The organism is Leptospira levettii (assembly GCF_002812085.1).
GTDB lineage: Bacteria > Spirochaetota > Leptospiria > Leptospirales > Leptospiraceae > Leptospira_A > Leptospira_A levettii.
In genome coordinates this window covers 1,605,285-1,625,029 of sequence record NZ_NPDM01000001.1, presented here as the reverse complement: position 1 = coordinate 1,625,029, position 19,745 = coordinate 1,605,285, and the positions used below count along the sequence as shown (strand labels likewise).

16 protein-coding genes are annotated in these 19,745 nt (G+C 37.7%); 10 read left to right on the top strand and 6 right to left on the bottom strand.

The genetic code is table 11. The annotated features are described in order from the left end of the window. The first annotated feature begins 253 nt into the window (after positions 1-253). The 4 genes from CH354_RS07625 (at position 254) to CH354_RS07610 (ending at position 6,419) form a co-directional block, all read left to right on the top strand. On the top strand, positions 254-1,192 hold the full coding sequence (locus CH354_RS07625) for a hypothetical protein (RefSeq protein WP_420843821.1): 939 nt from the start codon (positions 254-256) through the stop codon (positions 1,190-1,192). A 65-nt stretch (positions 1,193-1,257) separates the two neighbouring features. Further along, on the top strand, positions 1,258-1,764 hold the full coding sequence (locus CH354_RS07620; RefSeq protein WP_409036416.1) for a DUF1993 domain-containing protein: 507 nt from the start codon (positions 1,258-1,260) through the stop codon (positions 1,762-1,764). A 197-nt stretch (positions 1,765-1,961) separates the two neighbouring features. Further along, positions 1,962-5,315 (top strand): chitobiase/beta-hexosaminidase C-terminal domain-containing protein, encoded by a 3,354-nt coding sequence (locus CH354_RS07615; RefSeq protein WP_100728068.1) that lies wholly within the window; start codon positions 1,962-1,964, stop codon positions 5,313-5,315. 177 nt (positions 5,316-5,492) lie between these two features. Then, a complete protein-coding gene (locus tag CH354_RS07610) occupies positions 5,493-6,419 on the top strand; it encodes a hypothetical protein (RefSeq protein ID WP_100728067.1) in 927 nt (308 codons plus the stop codon). 125 nt (positions 6,420-6,544) lie between these two features. On the opposite strand, the gene pckA is transcribed toward CH354_RS07610, so the two are convergent. After that, complete coding sequence (pckA, locus tag CH354_RS07605; RefSeq protein ID WP_100728904.1) at positions 6,545-8,137, bottom strand: phosphoenolpyruvate carboxykinase (ATP); 1,593 nt, start codon at positions 8,135-8,137, stop codon at positions 6,545-6,547. A gap of 70 nt (positions 8,138-8,207) precedes the next feature. On the opposite strand from pckA, the gene CH354_RS07600 reads away from it, so the two are divergent. From CH354_RS07600 to CH354_RS07585, 4 genes are all read left to right on the top strand, one after another. Then, on the top strand, positions 8,208-9,638 hold the full coding sequence (locus CH354_RS07600) for a glycogen/starch synthase (RefSeq protein WP_100728065.1): 1,431 nt from the start codon (positions 8,208-8,210) through the stop codon (positions 9,636-9,638). Positions 9,639-10,108: 470 nt separating this feature from the next. Continuing rightward, positions 10,109-11,716, top strand: coding sequence for a hypothetical protein (locus CH354_RS07595; protein ID WP_243396000.1), 1,608 nt, complete (start codon positions 10,109-10,111; stop codon positions 11,714-11,716). A gap of 89 nt (positions 11,717-11,805) precedes the next feature. Then, positions 11,806-12,183, top strand: coding sequence for a DUF1304 domain-containing protein (locus CH354_RS07590; protein ID WP_100728064.1), 378 nt, complete (start codon positions 11,806-11,808; stop codon positions 12,181-12,183). Continuing rightward, positions 12,180-13,052 carry an RNA polymerase sigma factor gene (locus tag CH354_RS07585; protein WP_100728063.1) on the top strand — a complete coding sequence of 291 codons (873 nt, stop codon included), beginning with the start codon at positions 12,180-12,182 and terminating at the stop codon, positions 13,050-13,052. The genes CH354_RS07590 and CH354_RS07585 overlap by 4 nt, the downstream gene beginning before the upstream one ends. Here CH354_RS07585 and CH354_RS07580 read toward each other — a convergent pair. Further along, on the bottom strand, positions 13,020-13,916 hold the full coding sequence (locus CH354_RS07580; protein WP_100728062.1) for an AraC family transcriptional regulator: 897 nt from the start codon (positions 13,914-13,916) through the stop codon (positions 13,020-13,022). The genes CH354_RS07585 and CH354_RS07580 overlap by 33 nt on opposite strands. Before the next feature lie 166 nt (positions 13,917-14,082). On the opposite strand from CH354_RS07580, the gene CH354_RS07575 reads away from it, so the two are divergent. Beyond that, complete coding sequence (locus tag CH354_RS07575; RefSeq protein ID WP_100728061.1) at positions 14,083-14,931, top strand: NAD(P)H-binding protein; 849 nt, start codon at positions 14,083-14,085, stop codon at positions 14,929-14,931. An 81-nt stretch (positions 14,932-15,012) separates the two neighbouring features. On the opposite strand, the gene CH354_RS07570 is transcribed toward CH354_RS07575, so the two are convergent. The 3 genes from CH354_RS07570 to CH354_RS07560 all read right to left on the bottom strand — a co-directional run bounded on the left by CH354_RS07570 (position 15,013) and on the right by CH354_RS07560 (position 17,500). Next, a complete protein-coding gene (locus CH354_RS07570; RefSeq protein WP_207762730.1) occupies positions 15,013-16,188 on the bottom strand; it encodes a YncE family protein in 1,176 nt (391 codons plus the stop codon). Positions 16,189-16,368: 180 nt separating this feature from the next. Continuing rightward, positions 16,369-16,776: a DUF5329 family protein gene (locus CH354_RS07565; protein ID WP_100728059.1), complete on the bottom strand. Its 408-nt coding sequence runs from the start codon at positions 16,774-16,776 to the stop codon at positions 16,369-16,371. A 46-nt stretch (positions 16,777-16,822) separates the two neighbouring features. After that, a complete protein-coding gene (locus CH354_RS07560; RefSeq protein ID WP_100728058.1) occupies positions 16,823-17,500 on the bottom strand; it encodes an SOS response-associated peptidase in 678 nt (225 codons plus the stop codon). Between the two features lie 158 nt (positions 17,501-17,658). On the opposite strand from CH354_RS07560, the gene CH354_RS07555 reads away from it, so the two are divergent. Then, the gene (locus CH354_RS07555) at positions 17,659-18,330 is read left to right on the top strand and encodes a TetR/AcrR family transcriptional regulator (RefSeq protein WP_100728057.1); all 672 of its coding nucleotides are present in this window, start codon (positions 17,659-17,661) and stop codon (positions 18,328-18,330) included. 1 nt (position 18,331) lies between these two features. Here the strand turns inward: CH354_RS07555 and CH354_RS07550 are convergent, their stop codons facing one another. Then, positions 18,332-19,708: a sulfatase-like hydrolase/transferase gene (locus tag CH354_RS07550; protein ID WP_243395999.1), complete on the bottom strand. Its 1,377-nt coding sequence runs from the start codon at positions 19,706-19,708 to the stop codon at positions 18,332-18,334. Between the last annotated feature and the right edge of the window lie 37 nt (positions 19,709-19,745).

Below are 19,745 nucleotides of genomic sequence, written 5' to 3'. Positions count from 1 at the left end.
AATTCTGTAACACGAATTTTTGTATCACCTTGTCCTATGCTTAAATAAAACCGACCAGACTTATCTGTGGTTCCTCTGGTGGTGGAGGGAGCGGAGGAAGTTACTAACCAATCCGAATTCCCGTCCAAAACGGAAAAACGAAAAAGAAAGATTTTAAATTATAGTTTTTTTCCCTACTGAAAAAGTCTAATTTTTCGTAAACCAAACATACATTCGCCTATTCTAATTTCATTAAGATTTAGAATGTGACATTATGTTCGATTCGATTCCTCTCAGAATCATGCGAGTGTGTGGTTCTATTCCTGCTACAGTTTCGATTTTCCTTCTCTGCCTCTTAGTAAACCTCTCCCTTGGGGCAGAGGAAAATGACACCCCGCTAACCATCCATGATAAAAAAGGAAGATGGAATATCCAATGGGGTTATAACCGAGATTATTTCACACAAAGTGATATCAACTTTCGTGGTCCAGGCTACCGTTATACTTTAAAAGCTGTTGATGCAAGGGACAAACCAGAATCATTCAAAGCCGATGTTTATCTGAATCCATCCAAGTTTGAAATTCCTCAATACAATTTAAAGTTTATCTATTACTTTACAGATCGATTCTTTTTATCGTTCGGCCAAGATCATATGAAGTATGTAGTCACACCAGGACAGACAGTCAAATATTCTGGTTATATTGACCCTGGAGTGATCGCAAAAAACCAACTCGCTTTATCTCCAGAAGCAGCAGCATTCATTTATCTTTTTCCTGGACATGTCCAAGAGATGGCAGGATACCATGGTGGAGACCAAACGATTACGTTAACACCTGATATACTAAAGTATGAACATACTGACGGTTTAAATTACATATTTTTAGATTTTGGATGGATCACTCCCCTTTATACTTCCGCTGATGGTCTTAGTGGCATTAGTTTGGTATCCTCCATTGGTGGTGGACCAGTGGTTTGTCGTAGCGACGTACGCGTGTTAGGCAAAGGTCAAAACAATAATTTTCATGTCTCTGGATATGGAGTTTCTGGGTATGTTGCTACCCGCTATGAATTTTCTAGAACATATTATATTGAATTTGGGGGGAAGGGTGGTTACATTGATCTTACCGACGTGTTAACAAGTGGAGGATCCAATCGTGCCTCTCAAAATTTTGGATTTTTAGAGTTAATTCTCTCTGGTGGTATCGCCATTTAGATTTTATGATTTAATGGATTGATTTCGTATGTTCTCTTCCAATGAATAGAATTATGAATCAATCCATGATCTTCCAAATCTCTGTCCAATCCTTCAAAAAAGGACTTGGAAATTTACTGAATATTCTAGAAAAAGCAGAATCACATGCTGAGACCAAAAACTTTCCTTTTGAAAATTTACTCAATGCAAGACTCTTCCCTGACCAATTTCCATTAACCAAACAAATCCAAATTGCTTGCGATACTGCAAAACTTTGTGTGGCTCGTATAACAGGGAAAGATGCTCCCAAACACGATGATACAGAATCAAATTTCAATGAACTGAAGGTTAGGATCCAATCAGTTCTCCAGTATTTGGATGGTTACCAAGAATCAGATTTTAAAACTGTCTCGGAAATGAAAGTGACTCAACCAAGATGGGAAGGACAATACTTAACTGGATGGGAATACCTTACCCACCATGCGATCCCCAATTTTTATTTCCACATCACAACTGCTTATGCGATCCTCAGGCATAATGGTGTTGAGATTGGAAAAAAAGATTATTTGGGTGAGATGCCATTTAAGAAATAAAAAAAACATCCGAACCACTCCCCCTGTTTCACAAAACCGCTGAAAACGGTGCAAACGCGTTTTCAGAACGTTTTTAACGGAAAAATTTGAATTTTTTTCCTTCGCTGTAAATTTCCATTGAGGGCAAGGAGGCCATTTGCTTGATTAGAATTTCCGAATATAGATTTGGAAATTTGTAATTGAAAACGGACTCTGTTATGCGAAACAAACTTTACTTACTTTTTGTTCTAACTCTTTTTTCGAGCCAATGTGTAGGAATCCTCCCCGATGGCTCCTCGCAACAGAGATTCAATCCCTTTCTTTTTTTACTTGGACTCATTGGTGGGAGCCCGAGTTCCTCTCAAGATTTATCCCCTGGCACTGCATTTGATCTTTCGGGTGATGGGAAAACGGACGCCACTCTTGTAGACTCCGATGGGGATGGGGTTTCCGATGGGATCAACTTAACAGGTGGGACCACTCCCAATCTTATCCTCTTAGATACCAACGGTGATGGAATTCCTGATGCCGTCGATAGCAATGGTGATGGGATTGCCGACTACTACATCAGTCCCAACCCTCCAGGATTTTTAACGACAGCTCCAGGTGGCACAGGAAATCCCGTGGTCATCATTGTTGATGCGAATGGAAATCCACTTGGGTTTGATACTGACGGTGATGGGACACCGAATGACACAGCCATTGTCACAATCCTAAGTGATACAACACCTCCTACTCTCACCAGTTCTTTGTTAGCTGGCACTTATTCAACGGCGCAAACTGCAACCCTCACTTGTTCTGATAACCGAGCTCCTGGTTCGATAGTCTACACAATGGACGCTTCTTCTCCAACATTTTCACCAAAACTGGGAACGGTGGTGAATCGCTCTTCCCAATCCATTTCCCTTTCTACGGAAGGAAATCATACTCTGCAAGCTATCTGTCGTGACCTGGCAGGAAACCTTTCGGCACCATTAAATATTACGTATACGATTGATTCCCAAGTCCCTGCACTTACTCTAGTAGGCCAAACGGCAACTGCGATTAGCTCCCAAGCCGGTGCCATTACAAGTTCTACAGCAACTTGGCAATCCAATCGATCCGGCTCCTATGTTATCCGAGAAGGAAGTGATTGTGCCTCTGGAACTCAAGTGGCATCGGGGAATGTGACTGCTAGTGCCGATCAAACCTTCCATCGTTCCCATACGAATTTTACCGGCGAGGGAACCAAAACCTATAGGATCTGCGTTACAGGATCCAATGGGCTCACAGGTTTTGTTTCCTTTAGCCTCAGGCGAGATGATACACCACCCACAATCAGTGCTAGTCCAGGTGCTGGGAGTTATGCAACAGCTACTTCTGTCTCTGCCTCGTGTTCAGACGTGGGAGGTTCTGGGTGTGACAAAATCGCTTACTCAGTATTAGTTGGCTCTTCTCCTACGAATCCTAGCATCCAAGGAAGTACAGGAACTATCATCAGTGGAAATTTGTACAATTCTGCACTTGTTATGACAGATGGTGCGACCACCTATACAAAGTTTATTGCCCGTGACCAAGCAGGAAATCTATCCAATGTAGTTTCCCAAACTTATATCGTAGATACAGAAGTTTCCTCAATCACGATCAATTCACATACTGAGTTCATCAATGGATCCTCTCAAGCATCAATCAGCTGGCAAAGTTCTAAGGCAGGCCAATACCAAATTCGCATTGGAGGAACAAATTGTACAAATGGGACTGCACTTGCCAACGCAGGTTTCAACTTCAGTGTGAGAGGAAGTATCCCTGCAGCCACCAGCGTAACTTCTTCCATTGAAAATTCACATTTTGCAGTTGGTGACAATACCATTCGCATTTGTGTGGAAAACCTTGTGGGAAGTTTCGGCTCCAATTCGCGAACCACTAAAAAAGACACGACTGCACCAGTCGTGACCATGACATCCCCATCAGGAGCGGGTCCGTTTGCTTCTGGTACACAACTCCAACTAAGTTGTTCCGACACGAATGGAACTGGATGTGAAAAAATCATTTATACCTTGGATGGAACGGACCCTTTGTTCGAATCCAATGGTCAGGTGATCAATGGAACTGTGTATACAACACCATTGGCACTATCCGATGGCGGTAACCAAGTCAAATACCTTGCCCGTGATGTAGCAGGAAATGTAAGCTCTGCAGGAAACCAAAATTTCCATGTGGGCCCACCAAGCGCCCCCACCTTTGTGGAAGCACAAGCTGGTGGAACGAGTGCTATTGTCCAATGGTGGCCAGTGAGTGGTGCCACATCGTACACAGTGTACTACAACACAAGCCCTGGTGTGACAACGGCATCGACTAGTTTCGGACCCATGACAGATACATATGCAACGATCACAGGTTTGGCGAGTGGGACGTTGTATTATTTTCGGGTTGTGGCAAGTAATAGCGGAGGGAATAGTTCGATTTCGTTATTAGAAGCGACTGCTTTGACGACCGTGACACCGCCCGGGACAAGTTCAACAGGGACCTATGTTGATGTATCTGCTGGCCAGGGATCAGGTTCAGGAAATTTTCCAAGTGCAATTATAGATCGAAGAAATAATAAACTTTTAATCGCAACTACCAACCAAGCTAATAGTGGTAGGCTAAGCTTGTTTCGTTGTAATTTGGATGGAACGAGTTGCACGTATCATGATATTTCTTCAAGCCAAGGTACTAACTCTGGGATCAGGCCTTCCATCACAATTGATGAAAAGAATCAGACAATTCTTGTTGCGACTACAAATGGTGCCAATAATAACAAACTTGCACTCTATCGATGTAGTCTCGAAATTAGTGAATGTAGCTATAAAGATATTTCCTCTGGCCAAGCCAATGAGTCAGGCTGGCACCCTTCCATTGGAATTGATTATTTAAATGATAAGCTCATAGTTGTCACACAAAACAACAGCAATAATTCCAAACCAAGCTTATTTCGATGCGATTTAAATGGTAATAATTGCATTCATACCGACATCTCAGCTGACCAAGGAAATGGATCTGGCTTTAGTCCTCATTTGTCCATTGATTATTCAAATCAGAAACTAATCGTCGTTATGAGATCCGCAAATAAATTAAGTTTGAGATACTGCCATTTAAATGGTTCAAATTGTATATTTCGTGATATTCCAATTGTCGGACTAGAAAACCCATTTGGCGTGATTGATTATTCCACTAACAAATATTTGATCGTAGCAAATCAAACATCGATTGCAAAACCATTATTAATAAGATGTGACATGGATGGGAACAATTGTGGCTCCGTAAATTTTGCGAATTTACAGTCTGGAAATATTGGCTATTATCCAAATTTAGTGATTGATAAAGTCAATGAAAAACTATTCATCTCTTCAATTAGAAAAGGTACATTCTTAAACTCTCCAAATGTATGGAAATGTAATTTAGATGGAAGTAGTTGTACATATCTCGTTTTTAGTTCAGCATACAGTGATGATTCTAATCTACGAACTCTTCTCGATACTAATTCTGGAAAGATTTTAATCATTACAAATAATGTTACCAACTCCAACAAACCCTCCCTCTTCATCTGGTAACCCGCGCCAGGGATCCGAAGGGCTTGGTCACCTGCCATCGTTAGATGGCTGGGGACGGGAGCGTTAGCGCACCCCGAAGGGAGCCCGGTCGGTGTTCGATGGACCTGCATCATCGAACAAATGCGAGGCGCACATTATCATCTATCAATCCATTACTAACAACACCAAAGGAATCCAATGAATCTAAAACCATTTCTCTTTCTCCTGTTTCTCTCTACCAACTTTCTCTTGGCACAAGAGGCGATCGAATCACGAAAAACAAATCCCAAAACCTATGAATATGGCCTCAAAGGACAAAATTTTACTTACGTCCCTTTTGAGACAAAGGGAACCATCGGTTATAACCAATCGGATCTCCGTAATAACAAAGATTTGGTGTATTTGCCATTTTTTAAGTATCGAAATCCGGAAAAACAATTTGGATTCGAATTTGATATGGTAAATATCAAACTTGATGATCCATATCGAAAAACGTTTTATTCCAATAGTAATGGTCTCTTTCCATCAGCGATCCCGTATGGAAATTTCCAAAGGCAAGAATATCGTTTTCATTTTTTATATATGCCGATCGAAAACCAAATTTTTTATTTTGGACTTGGTTTATTAAAAATAGATCGAATGTACCAAGTGGAGAATTATGAATTTGCTTACAACATTCGTCATGACAAAATCAATTCGTATGGAATTTCCATTCCACTGCGGAGTAAAATTCAAATTTTTGATGGTTTCGAATTCAATTTAGGATTTGATCCTTACGTCACATATGGGAACAGGGATTATGCGAACCAAAGATCCAGTACTATGTATTCATCCGATGGTCGAGTGGGCCCTTACTTTACACTTGCAAAAACCAATCCAAACAACATTACGGAAATCTTAGGATTTCAAGCAGAGGTTTCTCTTTCTTACAAAGTATATGACCAAATCAGATTGTATTTTGGTTTTATGCGAAACCAATCCAAAATCCGTTCGATCAATTTTGAGCAAAGGAATTATACCTATTATGGAGCGGACAACGAATTGTATGTGTCGAGCAGAAGTCCCTTTGAAAGGGCGATTGATACACACAATTCGTTTTACTTCGGGATCTCGAACACACATTGAAATAAAAAAAACCATCCGAGATTTCTCAATGATGGTTTTCCACTCACAGTCCCATTTCTTCAAAAGGGACTTCCGAGCCACCTAAACTCCGCTAGATGGTCTCTTTGAAATCCAACAACGTATCTTTACGCTACTGGACCGTATTGGCTGTAATCAAATTCTTTGGAACCAGTGAGGTATTTTTTGTAGTTTTCTACAAATTGTTTCGCAAGGTCCGCTGCCGTTTTGTCGTATTCTTCTTTGTTTTCCCAAGCGTTACGTGGGTTTAGGATATGAGCATCCACACCATTTACGGATTTAGGGAAAGACACTTGGAATACTGGGTGTTTTTCAAACTCGGATTTTTCAATGTTTCCGTTCAGGATTTCATTGATGATTTGGCGAGTTGCAGGAAGGTTCATTCGTTTTCCAACACCATACTTTCCACCTACAAGACCTGTGTTGATGAGGTATGCATTTACTTTGTGTTTTTTCATTTTTTCACCAAGTAGTTTTGCATAGAAAGTTGGGTGGAGAGTCATAAACGCCTGACCAAAACAAGCTGAGAAAGTTGCTTGTGGTTCTTTCACACCGCGTTCCGTTCCTGCTACCTTCGCTGTGTAACCAGAAAGGAAGTGGTACATCGCTTGTTCGATGGAAAGTTTAGACACTGCAGGTAATACACCATATGCATCGTAAGTAAGGAAGATCACTGTGTTTGGGTGACCTGCTTTGGATCCTGGTTGGATGTTGTCGATGTGGAAAATTGGATACGAAACACGAGTGTTTTCAGTTTTTGCAGCAGAAGAATAATCAACCTTCTTAGTCGTCGCATCATACACAACGTTTTCGAGAAGGGCATCACGACGGATCGCTGCATAGATTTCTGGTTCTGTTTTTGGATCTAAGTTGATGGTTTTTGCATAACAACCACCTTCAATGTTAAAGATTCCATTGTCGTCCCAACCATGCTCGTCATCACCGATGAGTTTACGATTTGGGTCTGTGGATAAAGTTGTTTTTCCTGTTCCAGAAAGACCAAAGAAAAGAGCGCTGTCTCCGTCTTTACCAACGTTTGCAGAGCAGTGCATTGTGAGAACATTCTTCAGTGGTAAGTAGTAGTTCATGACAGAGAAAATCCCTTTTTTCATTTCCCCACCGTATTCTGTTCCACCGATGATACAGATTTTTTTAGCTAAGTGGAAGATCACAAACACTTCGGAATTGAGACCGTGTTCTTTGTATTTTGCGTTTTTATAACCAGAAGCATTGATGATCGTAAACTCTGGGTTGAGTTTTGCGAGTTCTTCTTTGGTTGGGCGAAGGAACATATTGGTGCAAAAGTGGTGTTGCCAAGCTCTTTCTGTGACCACACGGAGAGAGATTCGTGTGTCGTCGTTGGTTCCTGCGTGGCCATCAAATACGTATAATTTTTTGTTATCGAGGAATTTGGTTACTTCTGCGTAGAGTTCATTAAAAATCGCTTCGGAAACCTTTGTGTTAACTGGTCCCCACCAAATGTTGTTTTGGGAAGAAGGTTCATCGACAAAGTACTTGTCTTTAGGGGAACGACCCGTAAAAATCCCGGTATCCACCATCATCGTTCCATTATCAGAAGTAACACCTTCTTTGTTATTCAATTCGTGCTGGTAAATTTCTTCGTATGATAAGTTATGGAAGACTTCGGACGGTTTTAGGCCGAGTTCAGCAAGGCCTTTTAGATTAGTAGATACTGACATGGATCTCTCCTCGATTTCACTTTGTGTTTTTCTAGCTTCTTACTTTGCGAGTCGGTGTCAATAACAGAAAATGAAGATTCTCCACGCATCCGCAGAATATTTTCCCTACATCAAGATGGGTGGACTTGCGGACATGCTCGCCTCCCTAACGAAAGAACAGGCAAAGACAGAAAAAGTTTATGTCGCATTACCTCTGATTGGATCGATGGGGAAGGAACCAAATTGGACCGGCAAAGTATATAAGTCCATCCTTCCAGAAGATGCGTGTGAGGAAACGGTTGCTGTAAGTTTACTCAGAAAGGCAAGGTTCCGGGAAGCAGATGAATCGGGGATCAAATTGTATTTTTTTGATTCAGAATTGTTTCGGAGTTTAGATTCCATTTATGGAACAACTGACGAACATTACCGTTTTGCCATTTTTTCCTACGCTTGTTATGCGCTAAGCCAAATTTTACAAGTAAATGTTTTCCATGCCCACGATTGGCATACGGCAATGTCTCTCGCCTTACAAAAAAATTCGAGCCATTCCGTTCCTTCTGTTTTTACCATCCACAACCTTGCTTACCAAGGGGACCATCCATTTTGGATGACAGGTTTTCTAAAAGAAGATCCCTTTCGATTGGTAACAAGTCCCTTCGACCATAATGATAAATGCAATTATATGAAGGCTGGGATTTTGTCTGCAGGGCAAATCACAACAGTAAGCCCAGGTTACAAAGAAGAAACCTTACGGGAACCCAATGGATTTGGCCTCAGTTATGCCTTACAAAAAAGAGGATTCGATTATACAGGAATTTTAAATGGGATCGATGCCGACGAATGGAATCCAAAGTCTGACAAACGAATTTTCCAAACCTACTCGGTAACCAATTGGAAGGAAGGGAAAGAGAAAAACAAAAAAGAACTCTACCGAGAAATTGGAAGGCCACATTTGCCATTGGATCTTCCACTCATAGGACTCATCGGTCGGCTTACCTACCAAAAAGGATTTCCAACTTTCCTACAAGCTTTCCTAGAAAGACGCCACCTTCCCCACCGTTATGTGGTTCTCGGCTCTGGAGATGCAGAAACGGAAAAAGCATTTTTCCATTTATCAGATGTGATGCCAGATGTGTTCTATTTTTACCGAGGTTACAATGAATCGCTTGCTCACACAATAGAAGCAGCGAGTGATTTTTTTCTCATGCCATCACTCTTTGAACCTTGTGGCCTCAACCAAATGTATAGCCATGCGTACGGAACCATTCCGATTGTTTCGCGAGTGGGTGGTTTAAGGGATACAGTTAAGGAATCGAATGATATCAAATTCAAAACAGGAATTGTCTTTGAACCGAATGACGCGGGTTCGCTGGGATATGCGTTAGAACGAGCTAAAGATCTATTCCAGTCAGAAGAAAAAAGGCAAGTTGTTCAAAACATCATGCAACTGGACTGGACATGGACCAAACGAAAAAAAGAGTATGATTCCATATACCAAAAAGCCATTTCCCTTTTGATATAATCCATTTCAAACATCGTTTCCAATTCATCGACTCATCAATGATCCTGCAATTCTTACCTATGAAAGCGGAACTACTTCCATCACAAGATTAAGAGCATTCAGACATTACCAAGATGTTTGTGCAGGTCGAATGGTAACGGCAAAAAATGAATTTTTAGACAATGGAGGGAATATTGGTTACATTGAAGTCTTCACACGACCTCCTTCCCAAGAACAATAACCTAATAGCGGTATATGCTACGCGCACAGGTAAATCGTAGTAAATTTTGCAATCAAGGCACTAACCCAAACATTATATTCGTATTTCATAATATACTTATGTATTAGTATAAATACTAATACATTTACGATCAAATTCAGAATCCAACCATTTTTCGATTAGGGAAATCGACAAAGGATTGAGTATATTTCCAGAACTTGTGAAGTGGATAAATCAAAATAGAGACTTTTTAGAAAACGAAGTCCAGCAAATGAAATCAAAAATAAAATTTAAAACTATTTCAACTCTAACATTACAATTCTTTCTGATACTTGGGTTTTTGATCCAGTGCACATTGGATCTCAACAATCCAAAAGATCCAAGGTCTCGTAGTTTTTTCGAAACAACACTCTGGGAAGAATACTTACGAGGGTTGTGTAATGCAGATTTACGTGGAACCATTCGATTTGGATCTGGTACTTACAAAATTTATCCCTATCAATTGTTAAAACTTAAGAATGGGAACCTCATTGTCACTGCGGGAGTATTTGAACCAGTCACTTGGAATGGAAATTCTGTTGGAAAAAATTTTTCCTATTCGGGTACGCAAGGAACAGATGTCAATGCGATCATTTTTTTGATCAATGGTAAATCATTCCAAGTGGAATGGTTGGATTATTTAGGAATCATAACAGTTGCATCGGATGATAGGTCGACAGTTCCTGCTGTTGAATTGTCAAATGGAGATATTGTGACGTCGGCTTATGTGAAAAGTGCATCACAAGGAAACCCCATCTCGAGTAAATCGAATGCAAATTCGTTACACATGGTGCGATATGATCAAAGAGGAAATCGTGTTTGGAATACTTATCTAGATAAGTCTGACAATTCCATTGTAGAAAGCAGATTCGTACTCGTAACAGACGAAGGAGACAATATTCATTTCTTTTTTAATGGAATTGGGATTTCGATGACACCTGATACTGTAGGATTTGGTGAATTTCCATCCATGGTTGTTCCCTCTGACGCAACTAATACAGGAAACCAGGAAATAGGTTGGGGAGTCATCTCTCAAGCAGGAACTCCAATCAAACAAAGATACTTACCTTCTTATGGCCAAACCATCATAAAAGATGCAACTTACGTTGGTGCAGGAACGATTCTTATCTTTGGTGGTTCAGTCGACAATTATGTTGGTTATACTGGCCATCCATTACCATCTTATAACTTCCAAAGACCAATGGTAACAAAACTTTCCATTAGTAATTTTGATATGGAAAATACTACCTACCTTGGAACCAATAGTACAAATCATACACTTGGTTATATATCAGAAGCAATTAGTGCATCTGATGGAGTTTATACAACAGGAGTTTCAGCTGGAGATTTTGGTACCTCCTTCCATTCATTCCAACTTTATTCTGGAACTACATCCTTTCGAAATGCGATCTTTTCCAAATTTGATCGAAATGGAAATTTAATATGGAATCAATTTTTAGGATCAACCATTTCTGATATAGTTGAAATAGCACCTAAATTAAGTTATGTATCATCCAATAATCTCTTAAAGGCGTATACTTTTTCGCCAGAAAGTGGTGCTTTATTTACTGGATTTTCCATTCCAATAACCGGTAAAGGTATCAATCCATACCAAAAAACAACACTCAATATTGCAGGTGGAAATGGTTATTACCAATCCATTCACTATGAAACAGGCTTTTTTAATTTTCCACCAACTTCTACAGATTTGGTCAATAATGTAGCAGTGGTCAAAGAGTCTTGTGGAGGGAGATTGGTACGTTTGCAAAATACTATCGATTTAAATACTGAAATTGGGACGATGGAAGTCACAACAAGGCCAGCATACGAAGAACCCTAGTTGAAATTTTTTTTAATTTTTTTTCCAAACTTTGTCACAACCCACAATTCCAGTTGTCACAAGATAGAAAGGAATCTTAGGAGGATTCAATGAAATTACTTTCTCTCATACTCACTGGATTTGTTGCGGTAGAACATGTATTTATATTGGTATTGGAAATGTTCTTATGGAAAACAGAATTTGGAATGAAAGTATTCCAACTCACACCTGAAACGGCGGAAATCACAGCAAAACTTGCGAAGAACCAAGGTTTGTACAATGGGTTTTTGGCAGCAGGATTATTTTGGGCTCTGTTATTCATTAAAGAACAAAACCAAAAATTCCAAACGATTCTGTTTTTTCTCGTTTGTGTTGTAGTCGCGGGTATTTATGGCTCTGCAACTGCAAAATTTTCCATTTTGTTTTCGCAAGGATTGCCCGCATTTTTAGCATTAGTTGTACATTGGTTGGCCAATCATAAACGATGATCGAAGATCCACATAGTTCTCTTTTAGAGAGTTGTTTACAGGGAAAAACAAAAGCGTTGGAAGAGTTGGTACAATTCTTCCAACCAAAAGTTTTTTCCCTGGCTCTAAAATTTTTATGGAACCCTGAAGATGCAGAGGATGCCACACAAGAAATTTTAGTCAAAGTGATTACAAATCTGGGGGGTTTTAGAAGAGAGAGCAAATTATCTACTTGGATCTATAAGATTGCGAGTAACCACCTCATCAATGTTAAAAAGTCAAATCTAGAAACAAAACACATTCATCTTAGAAACATTCGTGATGAATTACACAAATCCCAATACAACTTACCTTCTCATTTACTGGGACAAACTGATTCCAATTTAGAAGTGGATACAAATTCCAATGTTTCGAATCTGGTTTTACATGTCCAAGTGGCTTGTACATATGCGATGTTACAAAGTTTAACTCGTAAGTATAGAATGGCGTATTTATTAGGTGATGTATTTTCTATTTCGAGTGAAGAAGGTGGACTCGTAATGGGAATCAAACCTGAATCCTATCGACAATTATTATCAAGAGCAAGAAACCAATTAGAACAATTTTTGGGAAAAGAATGTAGTTTGAGTAAGAGCACTAATCCATGCCAGTGTAAAAATAGAATTCGTTATGCAACGAAAGTTGGAAGGATTCGATCTTATTTAAAACTCTCTGAACAGATGAAACTAGATGGTAGATGGATACAAATGAAACCTCTTTTACCAGAGACTACCAAAATCCGAAAGGCAGCTGAAATCTACAGAAACCAAACAAATTTTTTACCTAAAAAAAACCAATTAGATAGTATACGAACTTTATTAAACAACTCGTTTCCATTCTCTACTCGGTGAATTTCCATAAATTCTTTTATAAGCTTTGGAAAATGAGAAAGCAGACGCATAACCTACATTTTGTGCAATTTCCTCTAAACCCATATTCCCTTTTTGAAATAAAACTTTGGCTTTTTCCATTCGGAGTTTTGCCAAATACTCCATAGGAGGAATTCCTAACACATCCCGAAATTTGTTAGCTAAATTTGCACGAGATACCCCAGTCTCTTTTGCGAGTGATTCGATTGTCCAATCCTTTGCATATGCATTGTGAAGTTTTTCTAAAGCATACAAAACTGTCTTATCATGGAAAGCTTTGATCCAACCTGAGGGTGAGTTTTCCTCTTGTTGTAACCAAATTCGGATCATATAGTAGAGCATAATGTCTGTTAATCTTTGTACTATTAAGTCAGTTCCAAGATTCAGTTCTAATTCTTTTGAAAGGATTTGAATGAAATCCTCTAGTGAGTGGTGTTTTTGGATACTTTCATATGGAATGTAGATAAAATCTGGTAACTCCATGAGAAGTGGGTGGACGGGTCCATTAGGAACTTCATACCGAACTGATACAAAAGTAGTGACTGGGTTTAGGTCTTTCTTTTGGATATTTTTTTCATTCAAAAATCGTTCAATGGTGACAACTTTTGCTTTTGGATCAGATAATAACTCGTGGTGTATTCCTCTTGTGATGAATAATAAATCACCTTTTTTGAGTGGGATTAGCTTGTTCCCAATTCTCGCATAACAACTGCCTTGTGTTACAACATGGAAACCGCCACTTTTTTCGCATGGAAAGTGAAATCCGAAACTATCGAAGATTTGGCCTTTGGACAAAAGGTCGTTTTTCCAGCCTGCAGAAAAGAGAATGTCTGAGAGTAAATCCATAGGTAAAAACTAGCCATTCCCTACCTTTTGTCTATCATTTTATACTTTTGGATATATTTTTAATATTTTTCGACATAGAAAGTCTATATTTTTGTGATAAACTAAACGTATAAGATTCAAAAGAAGTAAACGGAAAATTGAATCTGAGGGTATAAGGTAACAAACGATGAAAGTATTTGTATATGGTGGATCAGGTCTTGTTGGTGGGTATCTCGTTAAAGAATTACAAAAAAAAGGACACGTAGTTTTCGCTGGTTCTAGAAAACCTGAAGCGCAAACAAAAGAAACGAACCTCAATTGGGTGGTTGCAGATTCAAAGGATCCTAAAAAAGGGATAGAGATTTTAGAATCAGTGGATGCTGCATTTTTTTTAAGCCCTCCTGGTGAAACAAACCAATATGAAATTCTTTCTCCATGGATTGAAAAAGCAAAACAAGTTGGATTGAAAAAAATTGTGCTGATGACTGCAATGGGAGTAGATCATGCACCACCAGAAGCACCTTTCCGAAAAACAGAAATTTTATTAGAAGGATCTGGCCTTTCTTGGAACATCATAAGACCTAATTGGTTTATGCAAAACTTTCATACGTTTTGGATTGCAGGCATCAAACAGGACCAAAAAATTTATTTTCCTGGAGGAAATGCAAACGTTAGCTTCATAGATGCGAGAGACATTGCGTCCGTTGCGTCCGTACTATTAACAACCAATGATTTTCAAAATCAGGCACTCACGCTTACTGGAAAAGAATCCATTGATCATTACCAAGTCGCAAAACATTTATCTTCTGTTAGCGGAAAAAACATTGAATACAATGATGTTGATCCAAAGGTTTTTGAAAATTCCTTGGTGTCCGCTGGACTATCAAAAGATTATGCAGCATTTTTAGTGATGATTGCAGGTGCATTAAAAGATGGATTCTCAGCTCCCATCCTTGATACTGTCAAAAAAATCACTGGAAAAGATCCAATTTCATTTCAGAAATATGCAGAAGACCATGCAGGTGCGTGGAAATAAAAGACAAATCTAAAACAAATCCTTCTTATCCACAAACGATAAAAACTTTTAGAATGTGGATAAGAGGATTATTAATCCAGTTCAATCAGCGATTAAAATTCGGCTTGAGGCTCCCCCTTTTGGATCTTCCAAAATATTCCTCAATACTAATTTTTGAAAGGGTAAAAAAACTGAGCCACTTACATTTACATAGTTTTTATAGAATTTTTTTGTTGGGATTACTTTCTTTTGTTTTAATGTTTTGGGATCATAAATATGAAGCCCCGAATTACGAACCCAAACCAGTTCCCCTTCTTTCCAAAATCCTAATCGATGGCCGTGAGTTCCCCACTTCGTTTTTTTGACATCGTTTAAATTGTCTGTATTATAAATTCTCACTTCCCCAGTATCCGAAGCCGCCATATACAAAGTTTTTCCGTCCTTTGAAAAACAAATTCCATAAGGAGTGGAAGGGATTGAAAAAGATTGGAATGTATTGGAATCTAATTGTAATAAATAACCAAGTGGATTTCGATTTTGAAACGCTTCTGCATAAGCTGCGATGACAATCTGATTTGATTCTGGATGGAATTCAGGTGTATACGGGTAAAATTTAGATTTGTATTCCTTAAGTTTTGTTAAGTTTTGATTTTGAATTTTGTAAATGAAGGCAGATACATCTTCCGATAGATCATCTTTTAAATCGGCATCCACTGCAAATGTAAAATAAGCTGCTTGGTCTTTTTCAGAATAACCAATGTAAGAACTTTGTGCAAATGACTTTGAATCCTCTTCAGGGATTTCAAAAATTGGTTCCACTACATCGATCTGATTGGAATTCAAATCCCAACCTACATAAAAGTATTTTTTTACTTTTGATGATTTTCCTTTGTTTTCAAGGATAAATCCTGCACGATGATTTCCTTCTTCGTAATATAAAAATTCGTAAATGGTAAGCGGGAGACGTTTGCCTTTGTTCTCAATTTGGCCAATAAAATCTGTTGTATGAGCCAGATAGTATGTTTCTAATGGAATGGATTTATAAATTTTTTGTTTTGAATTTGTATCGTAAAAATAAACTCCAGGTTCATCAAAATCAGCAGTTTTACCAATATAAATCCATTTACCACCATTGACAAAATATGGACTACTTGATTCTACAAATGTTGGTCGAACATCAAAATTGGTACTGAATAAAAACTCTGATTCAATTGTTTGTGCAAACAAACTACCAACAAAAAAGAAACAAATAACACTCGTAACAAAGTATGGAAACATCATTCTCTCCCAATGATTGGACATGGAGGACAACACTATCTCAAATTTGTTCTTTTTACAACACTAGTTTGTAAATTTTTTTCCAAATTCAGCGAAAAATCTAAATTAGGAATCGGTTCCTATCCAAATGAGGAAAGACGATTCTAAACCTCAATGTGCAAGTGAAATACATAGCAAACGTCAAAGACAATTCTCGATTTTTTTTAGCTCTTCATACAACCAAGTCGCACTCGTGATCTCCTTTCCATTAGGATAACGGATTTTATAAGGAGAACCAGATAAAAATGATTTTGATGCAATTTTATCTATAAAGAGTTTTGCAGTCCAATCCTTTGGATCAGGTGCAAAAAAAGAATTTTTCGCTTCGTTCAATTTATAACGTAAATGGTTCTCTGCATCCTTTGCACTATGTGAATCACCATTTCGAATGAAGTTTCCATTGAAGTTCCCAATTTTTTTTAATAAGATCTCGATTTTTTCAGATTCGGAATGGGTGTTACAAGATTTAGATTCAGAAACAAGCGCATGTTCGAATACAATGAATAAGAGAACAAAAAAAGAAAAAAATAGAATAGGATACTTTTTCATGAAATTACTTAAAGATCAAAATGAATTCAGATTTTGAATCAGGCAATTAAAATAACATCGGTTCATTGATTTCTGGTTCCGCAATGATAAATTCGGAAGGATAAGATTGGATTAATTTTCTGATTTGGTTTTCTTCTTTGATACGAGGATCCAACCAATTTTCCCAACAATCTTCGGTTAGGTGAACTGGTTGACGTCCTTGGTTTCCACCAGAGTTATGAACTTCTTTCATCAGAGAGTTTCCTTCTTGTGTCAAAATGCTAAACCAAAATTTCTGAGGGGAGGGACTTGGAATCTCACCCCAAATTCCTGCAAAACAAAAACTCTCTCCAGATTTTGGATAAATTTTGTATTTGATCTTTGTCCCTTTTTCGGATTTCCATTCATTAAAAAAAGTAGCAGGGATGATACATCGATTGTTTTTTGCAGCGCCGGACCAAAAGGAAGTAGAAAACAATCGTTCTTCCCTGGTATTAAAAATTGGTTTTGATGACCAATTCGGTTGTACTCCCCATTGCATTAACTCTAATGTATTTTCACCAAGATTTGAAAGAGAATGGATGACAGGTGCAATTGAACTAGGATAGTATTCAAAATTTGGTGACCTTCGGAATGTGTCTTCTACCTTTTGAATGTCGAAGACTTGGGTACCCTGGATCAATCGAATCCATTTTTCGGTTCCATCTTTTAATTTGATAATGGTATATCCAAAACGCCCGCACACAATGATTCAATTGAACTTAATTCATAAAATTTGCAAACTAAGATTTTACAATTTTGATACTGATTTCAATTTCGTGACTAGAAGTCATCTGAAATTGACCTTTAGTCAATTTCCATTTTTTTATAGCATAATTTTTATAAGATTCGTAGTTTGGAAGTATGAGTCGAGTGCAAGTCATAGAACGTTCACCTAAAAAGAGAGCTGTTTTAGAGAAAGATAAACTTTCGAAACGTACTTCGATCATCCAAGCTGCTGCATCCCTACTCCAAAAAAAGGATTGGTCTGAACTTTCCATGGATGAAGTAGCAAAACGCGCAAAAATTGCAAAAGGTACTTTGTATTTATATTTTCCTACGAAAGAAGATTTATGCCTTAGGATCCATAGTGCAGATTACGAATCTTGGTTTATGGATTTACATGAATTTTTAAGTAAGTCTCCCAAAATGGATGTGAGTATTTTTTCGAATTGGTTTGTGAATTCAATGGATCGTCATACACGATTTTTAAAATTACTTCCGATTGTACCCACAATTTTAGAAAAAAACGCGAGTATACAAACCATTCGCGAATTTAAATCCAATTTAAAATCACAAATCAGTTCCGTATTACCACTACTCATACAGTACTTTCCTTTTTTTAACGAACAATCAGGATTTTTATTTTTAATGCAATGCCATGCATTAGCAGTTGGATCTTGGTCACATGGATTTCCCTCCAACCAAGTAAAGGAAGCAGTAAAGGACACAGAATTGGAAATATTTATGTTGGATTATAAAAAGTTTTTAGAAATGTCTATCCTGACTTTATTAAAAGGACATTCTGGAATTTAGTTTAGTTCTGCATATGCTCATACATTTTTTTTAACAATTGTTCTTTTAATTTGGCATCCAAAATTATCTTTCGGTTCTTATCATCTAAATCCATTTCGTATAAAGTATCTTTATCAGTATGAAATATGTATTTTTTCTGATCCAATACCAACCCTCTTTGGATTTCAGAATTCCAAGTTTTTAAAACTAATTCTAATTGGTAATTAGAACTAAAAAAATTCTGAGAATTTTCCTTTCGATGCGACTCTTTTTGCAAAAGATCCAATAAAGTTTGCTTAAAGTGAATTGATGAACCCAATTTTGGAATCAACAATTCATTCGATTGGATTTTATACATCAAAAATGGAACATCTATCTCTTGGTTATACAAAGAATAGTTATGTGCATGAGCTCCTCCTTCTCCAAAACTCTCACCATGATCTGCAGTTATGAAAAGAAATGTTTCCTTTTTAGAATTGGTTTTTATATATGAAATCAATTCATCTATTAATTCTATATTTTCCTCTAATGCTTTTGTATGGCGCAATACTTTTGGTAATGCGACATCCTGATGCGAATGTGTAAAATAAGGACTGTGTGTTTGGCTAAGGCCAACAACTACCAATAATGGTTGAGAATCAAAATTCAAATGTTTAAATTCGGAAATTACAACTCGATCATCCATTCCCCAACTGAAATAATTTTTTTGAGTATCGAATTTTTTTTCTAAAACAGTTTTGTCTTGTACTTCTTGGAATACATTGGGAAAGAATAAATTCATACCTTCGAAATAAATTGATTGTGTATAAATCATCTTTGTTTCGTAAAAATATTTTTGTTTTAAAAGAAATGGTAAACTTTCTCCTTCAATTTGTTTTGTAGACTGAATTCTCGAACTATTAATCTGCGACTCTCCAGTCATCCAAGTGAAGAAACTTTTAGAAGTATGTGGCATAGGAATATAAAAATGAGAATTTTCTAAGCTAGAAAAATTGATATATTTAGAACTTACACCTATCAAGTGTTTTCTGGAAACACCCTCAAGTACAATCATTACGATATGACTGTCGTTGGGAATATGATTTATAAATCGATTTACATTTTGTTTTCGATTTTGTTTTTGATGAATGCTCGGTAAAGTTTGATCATTCAATTTGGATTGAAATAATAGTAATAAGTAAACTATGAGTAACAAAAAAGTCGGATTCACTCGATACCGCGTGAACACCAAAAAAGGATCATAAAATAGGATGAGGATTAAAAATGGAAAATAATGTACCATTGACCATTCATGCAAAAAAGGAAAAAATTCTTTCCATAGTATCCCAAAATTTTGAACTGCATATTCAAATAAATGAAAGTTTAATTGTGTTTGGTATACCCATTGATAGTTTAACACGTGTAACAATGACACCATATAAATTATGAGGAAGAAT